Origin of the sequence: Streptomyces sp. NPDC050485, assembly GCF_044458185.1 — a bacterium.
GTDB lineage: Bacteria > Actinomycetota > Actinomycetes > Streptomycetales > Streptomycetaceae > Streptomyces.
In genome coordinates, this window is the sequence record NZ_JBITHR010000031.1 from 53,026 (window position 1) to 59,522 (window position 6,497).

Consider the following 6,497-nt stretch of genomic DNA (forward strand, 5'->3'; position numbering starts at 1 on the left):
GTTCTGCGCGTCCCGCCACCTATCCCGAACGGCAAAAAATAGCATAGGACATTTCGCTGTCGCGAACCGAGGTGTCATTTATGAAAGGCCAATGGAGCCGTCCGGCAAGGTTGCCTCAGCGAAGTAACTTTACCACGTCATGGAGTTTCCTTTGCTGAAAGACGTATACGGGCAAAGGCGACATAACGTCTGAAAAGTGAATCGGTTCTGTGATGCCCAGCACTTCCAGGGGAGTTCCATCCATCACTGTGTAGGGATGGTGGAGGGCTTGGTCGGTCTCCGCAGTTCCGAATTGTCTGTCACCGTGCTCAGTAACAGGCCCGTGAGGTGGTGGACTGCGGGATCATTTCGCCTGGGGATTCCCTGCTCATGAGGGTCTAGGTCTTCGAGGAAACGCCGTCCTCGGCCATGGCGTCCAGATCGGCTTTGCCCCCAACGACCGCTCTTGACCGCGCAGCGCGCCACATCACGTGCTCACGCGATTACCAGCTCAGGACTGTCGGCGGTCGGGGGACGGGCGGCTGCGACAGTGGGGGCATCACAGGGTGGTCGTGCCTTGGATGAGGGTCCTGGGTCTGCGAGTGTGGCGGGGCGGGCGCCGTGGGGAGTTGGGGTCGCGCGGCCATGGGGTGTCCGCGTGGCGCCGGCCCCCTTTGCGGCCCTTCGCGGGGTCCGGATACGACTCAGGGCCCAGCTACGGCTGCGGGGCCCTGAGTCTGTGCACCTCACTGGGGGGTTGAGGCGAGTGGTTCAACGAGTTCCTGGCCGACCAGTTCCGGGCTACTGCTGCTGCGGTACGCCCTCGTGGGGCTGTGCGGGGTGCCCGGGGGTGGGGTGTCCGGGACGGACGTCCGTCACTGGCAGGGTTGCCAGCCGTCCACCCCGGACGGGTGCCAGCGTAGTGAGGGCTGCGTGAGAGGGGCGGGCGGGGGCCCGTTGACTCAACCGAGGCGATGGCTCGTCTTCGCGCGCGATTCGTTTGCGCGATGTCTGATATTGACGGCGGAGCGGGTCGGGGGCGGTCTACCGTTTCCCGGGTGAACCACATAGACGGGCCGCAGGTTGGTGGGGACGCCGGTTCCACCGTGGGGCCGCTCACCTCCGAGGATGTCTCCGGACTTGTCCCGCTCCTGCTTGCCGAGGTGGGGCAGGCTTTCGACAGCTCCCGTTGGGCGTTGGTCAATTCCGGCACCGAACGGGTCAGGTGGCGGCGGTACGCCGGAGCGGCACTGAGCCACTGCTGTCGGTTGCTGGCTGAGATGGAGACGGCGGCACGCGCTGAGCAGGAGATGGCCGCGCGCCTTCTGTTTCGGGCACATCTGGAGGCCTGTGTGGTGTGCCTGTACATCCATATCGGCGAGTCCCCGGCTCTGGAACGCCTCGCGCGGGCGGAAGTGCGGTATCAGGAAGGTCTCCAGCAGGAGGCCGACACCATCGACGCGACGCTCGCCGCCGCCCGCAAGGAAGCCCGCACACGGCGGAAGAGGGTGGAGAAGGAGAACGGTCACAAAGCCCGGTGGAACGCAGCCAACCCCGCCGAAGATGCGAAGTCTTTGACTGAGTTGCCGCACGCGCCGCAACTCAAGCCGCTGAGCCTCGACCGCAGCGAGGCGATCGCGGAGTTCGGCACCTTGGGGGCACAGGAGCTGACGGTCTCCCAGATGGTGGACACCCTCACCAAGTGGGGGCCGACGCGCGGCTTCGCCACGGAGAACTTGCGAATCCTCTATTTCTACTACCGTCACATGTCCGGGCTCGGGACACACACCACCATGACCGTTCTAGGCGAGTACGTGCCCGCCGGACCAAGCGACTCGTTCGTCAAAGTGAAAGCGTCCCCGACCCTGCGGACAGCTGACCAACTGCCAGGCATGGCCTTGTATGCGACCGCCTATGCGGCGCAGTATGTACTCGGTGCGCAGGGGTGCGATACACCTGTCGCCGACCGGATCGAAGCCACGCTCCACCCCGACCCTGCTGGCCGCTCAGCCTGATCCTCCGGGACCTAAGCCGGTAGGAAACGGCTGCCACGGCCGTCGGCACTACGGTGGTGGTGACAGGTCCGTACCGGATCCGGGCGTGAAGCAAGAATCGGCCGCACCCACGAGATTCGACAAGCGGGACTGCGTCTTCCACGGCACAGTCACCGTCGCCGCGATCCGGCTCTGGCTCCACCCGTGATCAGCCCCGGGCGTCGGGATCTACTGGGAATCCGGTTTGACGTTCAACCTGGTCGGATGGTCAGGTCAGGACATGGAAGTCAGCACGACCGGTGATCGAGTACCCGTAGAAGCGGTCGAGCTCCTTGAGGCACTCCTCAAGGGCGACGACCCTGTTCATCGCGCTCTGCGGGCGCAGATCCCGCATCTGCGGGTGGCCGGGCACTGCACGTGCTCCTGCGCCAGCATCGATCTCGGCCTGGACGAGACCCTCACGCCTGCCGCCCTCATCGCCGATGATCCCGTCGTCGCCGAGGCCGAAGTCGTCGATGCCGACGGGCAGCCCATCGGCGGGGTTCTGGTCTTCGCCCATGCCGGCTACCTGTCCTATCTGGAGACCTACACCTGGCTCGACGAGCAGATCACGCAATTCCCCTCCCCAGACCGGCTCCGCTGACGCCTCTGACGGCACGGCCTTCCAGAACCGGAGAGTCCCATGCGTTCGGCATGATCCGCCGGAGCCCTAGGCCCATTCGATGCCGAGCTCTCGTAGCGCATCCAGCTGCTCTTGGGTGAGTTTGTCGCGCCTCGTTTTGGTGTTGGAGATCCATACGCCCAGCTTCACGGCCATCGGTTCCGTCTCGCCGTCGTCTGTGATCTGTTCGCTGTGGCCGCGTGGCACCGGCCGGTTGGCGCCTTCTCGCTCCACCCACTGTGCGAGGGCCGCCAGGCCCCGCTGGAACGCCTGCTGCGCCTTGCTCGGGCTCTTCGCCGCGCGACCGGTCGCCGGGGCGGTGGACGGTGCCTGGGTGGGCTGTACGCCCAGTGCGGTCAGTCGCTCCTGTTGCTTGGTCGACAACTGTGCCCAGGTGGCTGGCTGTTTCTGCTGCTGGAGCCATTTGCCGATGTCGTCGCCGTCCATCAGTACGCCGGGTGCGATGTCGGGGAGGCTGCCGTCGGCGTCGACGAGGTCGGCGAGGATGCGGTGGTGGCGTTGCCAGTGCAGTGGCCATGGGCAGTCCCAGTCCGCGTCGATCGCGGTGAGCTGCGCCGCGCGTACGGCGGCTCGTTCCGGGTCCTTGCCCAGGCCGTTCTTCGCCCCCTTCCGCCGGAGGTTGGCCAGGTGTTGCCCGACCGGCACCATCGCCTCGGCCTCGCCCCAGACCGCGTCCTGTCGCGGCGCGAGGTGCCCGGTCGCCCGCCGGTACGACCGGAGCGCGGCGAGCTTGTTCTCCCAGGCTTCCTCGCCCGGCTCCCACACCATTCCGGCTTCGGGTGCGTCGAGCAGGGTCTTGCGCCGTTCTTCCAGTTCTCCGGCCCGGAGCGCCTTGCGTTGCTGGTGCACCCATCGCCCCAGGGGGAAGTCCTTGGTGATGCCGACCTCGGTCTCCACGTCGTAGGGGACGGCGTGCAGTCCGGTGATCTTGTTCTCGGCGCGCCAGCGGATGAGGGCTTGGTAGCCCTCCAGCCACACGAGCGATTCGGGCCGGTAGACGCGGGTGCGCAGGAAGGCGGCGATGGTTGCTGCGTCGCGTGGGCTGGAGAAGTGCAGCAGCGTTGATTCGGCGGCGGCGTCGGTGCCGTCCTGCTCCTGCTCCTGCTCCTGGTCCTCGCCGTCGCCCTCTCCGTCGGCGCCGACGATCCGGCCGTCCTCGTCCCGCTTCACGTGGATCTTGCGCTCGTGCTTGCTGCGGGTGAGGGCGCGGGAGGCGAGTTGCTCGACGAGGCGTTCGTCGTGGGAGCGCAGGCCTTGGAGGACGGCTACGAGCGGCTTGTAGCTCGCGGAGGCGACCATGTCGGTCGGGTCCTCCCCGGCCTCAAGGAAGACGGGCACGATGATTCGCGCGATTTTCGTGCTGCCGTCGCGGTTGGGCCGGAGCGCCCGGCCGATGTTCTGCACGATCTCGACCTGGGAGCCGCGGGTGTCGGCGAAGCAGATCGCCTCGACCCCGCGGTCGCCGGTGATGTCGACGCCTTCTCCGAGCACGCGGCAGCTCGCGAGGAAGGCACGGTGTACGCGGCGGTTGTTGGCGTCGATGCCGCCTGCGAACTGTCGGAGTGCCTCGCGTCGTTCGGCCACGAGGTGGTCGCCGCACAGCCATGCGGACCAGACGCGGTCGGGGGGTACGTGGCGGCCGGCCTCGAGCTCGTACAGCTCCGCCTCGATCGACGACTTCGGCAGGCTTTCCGCTTTCGCGAGGGCTTCGTCGGACGCTTCGGTGACATACAGCTCCGCGGCTGTCTTGGGCAGCTTGTCCGCGAACGCCTGTGCTTCCTCGACTCGTTGGTGGAATGTCATGACGGTCTTGAGGTTGTGGCGGGCGGCGTGTTCCAGGAGGGCGGTCTGCAGGAGTGCGAGGCGCCGGCCCCGCAGCGCCTCTTCCGAGACTCCGAGGGCGGGGGAGGGGTCGCGGATCTCCAGGACGTCGATCTCGAATCCGGCGAGGATCTCGCGCTCGATCGCTTCCGAGAGCCCGAGCTCGGCGATCCATGCGCCATAGGTTCCGTCCGGGTCGTCGGTCATGCTCGCGATGTCCAGCTCGCGTCCGTCCGCGCCCTTCTGTGGCCGGGGCGAGGCGAGGATGCGCGGGGTCGCGGTCAGGTAGAGCCGGAAGTCCGCGGGGATGCGGGCGTTGTCGTGGATCGCCGCCCAGGGCCGCCCGAGGTCACCGGCGGTGCCGTGGGCCTCATCCACGATCGCGAGGTCGAAGCCGTCCATCCGCTGCCCGTAGAGGTGCTCCCCGCCTGCCAGTGCTGCCTCCAGAGGGCCGCGAACCTTCCGCTGGCCCGCTGCTGTGATGTCCTCGCGGTCCACGAGCGAGGCGTACGTGGCAAGCACGACCACGGGTCCCTGCCCGGCCCACAGGGCGAGCTGGATCGGATTGGTGGTGGTGCGTACCCCCAGCTCGTTCAGGACCGCGTCGTTCTCCAGCGAGCACACCGCGACCATCGGCGCCCGGTGGCCCACCGACCGCCATGCCTGGGCGGTCTGCGCGAGCAGGTCCAGGGTGGGGACGGTGACGAGGATCCGGCCGCCCGGGAAGCAGTCCAGCGCGCACGCGGCGGCCGTGATCGTCTTGCCCGATCCGGTCGCGGACACGATCGTGCCCCGGGCACCCTGCGGGGGCACAGATGACCTTGCAGGAAATCCCACCCATTTACGGAAAGCCGATTTCTGGTCGACTTGGTGTTCCCTGAGAGCGATTCTCTGCATGTCGGTTTTCCTTTCTACGAGGTGGAGGTTCGGGCAGCGAGGCGTTTTTTGGTTGTGGCTATGAGTCGAGTCCTCTGAGTCCCCACTCGTCGAGTCCGGCGTAGATGGTGGCGGTCCGGCATTGAGGCGCGTTCATGACCTCGGCTTCGCCGCGGTAGATGGCGATGAGCGAAGTGGGGCCGCGCCACCAGGTGTCTGCGAGTCCGGCGACTTCCGGAACGGCCTCGAATCCTTCGAGCATGAGGTCGTCCACGGCGTCGCCCGTCAGTGTCGTGGTGGTGTGGGCGCAGCTGCGAGCGTGGGCGGCCAGTGCCAGCGCTTCCACCCATCCCTCGATGGTGGCGTGGAGCGGTACCCAGTTGCCGGCGTGGAGTCCGAACTCCCCGTTGGGACCGATCACGAACGAGTAGGGGAGAGCCGTGCGCTGCACTCCGGCTTCGAAGTGCCAGTCGGGGCCCGGTCCCTCGGGCACTTCTCCGCTGAGCGTCCGAGGCCCACCGTCGTAGTGGGGAGAAGGAGGAAGAACGAGGCCACCCCAGACGGCCTCATAGACAGACACCCGGTCGATCTGCGCTTCGGGGACACCATGCTCCATCCATCGAGCCCTGTACTGCTCGATGTCAGAACGGCCAGCCCAGTGACCGTGGGCTCGGATGAAGTATTGCGCCCTGCGAGTGATACCTGCAGGGATCTCCCTGTCGATCACCAATCTCCGCTCCTCACCATCTACCGTGTTTTCGCCAACGGTACATGCTGACAAAACCTGATGCACTCACTATGCTGGAACCCGACCCGAACGAGCGCCCCCCACCCTTGTAGCCAGCCTGGCCCGCGTCAGCGGGCCTCAAGGTTCTGGAGGCGTAGCCGGAGGGACCGTTGAGGCGGGGGAGCGCAGCAGACCCGCCGGCACTGGGCTGAAGCGAAGCGGAAGCCCGGTTAGCGTGGCGAAGTCCACGCTGCTCCGGGAGCGCAGCGGACGGAGCAGCAACCCGCCTGCGCAGCAGGCGGGTTGGGCGGGAGCGCAGCCTCCCGCCAGCGTTCCCGCGGAGCGGGAACGCAACACCCGCGCGCAGCGCGGGTGTTCGCTTGCACATCGCGCAGCGATGTGGTACCCGCTCCGCGGG

Annotated in this window: 4 protein-coding genes; 2 read left to right on the forward strand and 2 right to left on the reverse strand. The window is 67.1% G+C overall.

Going from position 1 to position 6,497, the window contains the following annotated elements; genetic code table 11:
• The first annotated feature begins 1,037 nt into the window (after positions 1-1,037).
• Complete coding sequence (locus ACIBK6_RS37225) at positions 1,038-1,994, forward strand: hypothetical protein (protein ID WP_399057056.1); 957 nt, start codon at positions 1,038-1,040, stop codon at positions 1,992-1,994.
• Positions 1,995-2,253: 259 nt separating this feature from the next.
• Entirely contained in the window at positions 2,254-2,616 is a 363-nt protein-coding gene (locus tag ACIBK6_RS37230; RefSeq protein WP_399057058.1) for a hypothetical protein, read from the forward strand.
• Positions 2,617-2,682: 66 nt separating this feature from the next.
• On the opposite strand, the gene ACIBK6_RS37235 is transcribed toward ACIBK6_RS37230, so the two are convergent.
• Entirely contained in the window at positions 2,683-5,373 is a 2,691-nt protein-coding gene (locus ACIBK6_RS37235) for a Helicase associated domain protein (RefSeq protein WP_399057060.1), read from the reverse strand.
• 58 nt (positions 5,374-5,431) lie between these two features.
• A complete protein-coding gene (locus ACIBK6_RS37240) occupies positions 5,432-5,845 on the reverse strand; it encodes a hypothetical protein (protein ID WP_399057062.1) in 414 nt (137 codons plus the stop codon).
• Positions 5,846-6,497: the final 652 nt, after the last annotated feature.

Bases quoted from the DNA above. Each gene is read 5' to 3' on its own strand.
- ACIBK6_RS37230 (WP_399057058.1), top strand. From the start codon at position 2,254: ATGGAAGTCAGCACGACCGGTGATCGAGTACCCGTAGAAGCGGTCGAG.
- ACIBK6_RS37235 (WP_399057060.1), bottom strand. From the start codon at position 5,373: ATGCAGAGAATCGCTCTCAGGGAACACCAAGTCGACCAGAAATCGGCT.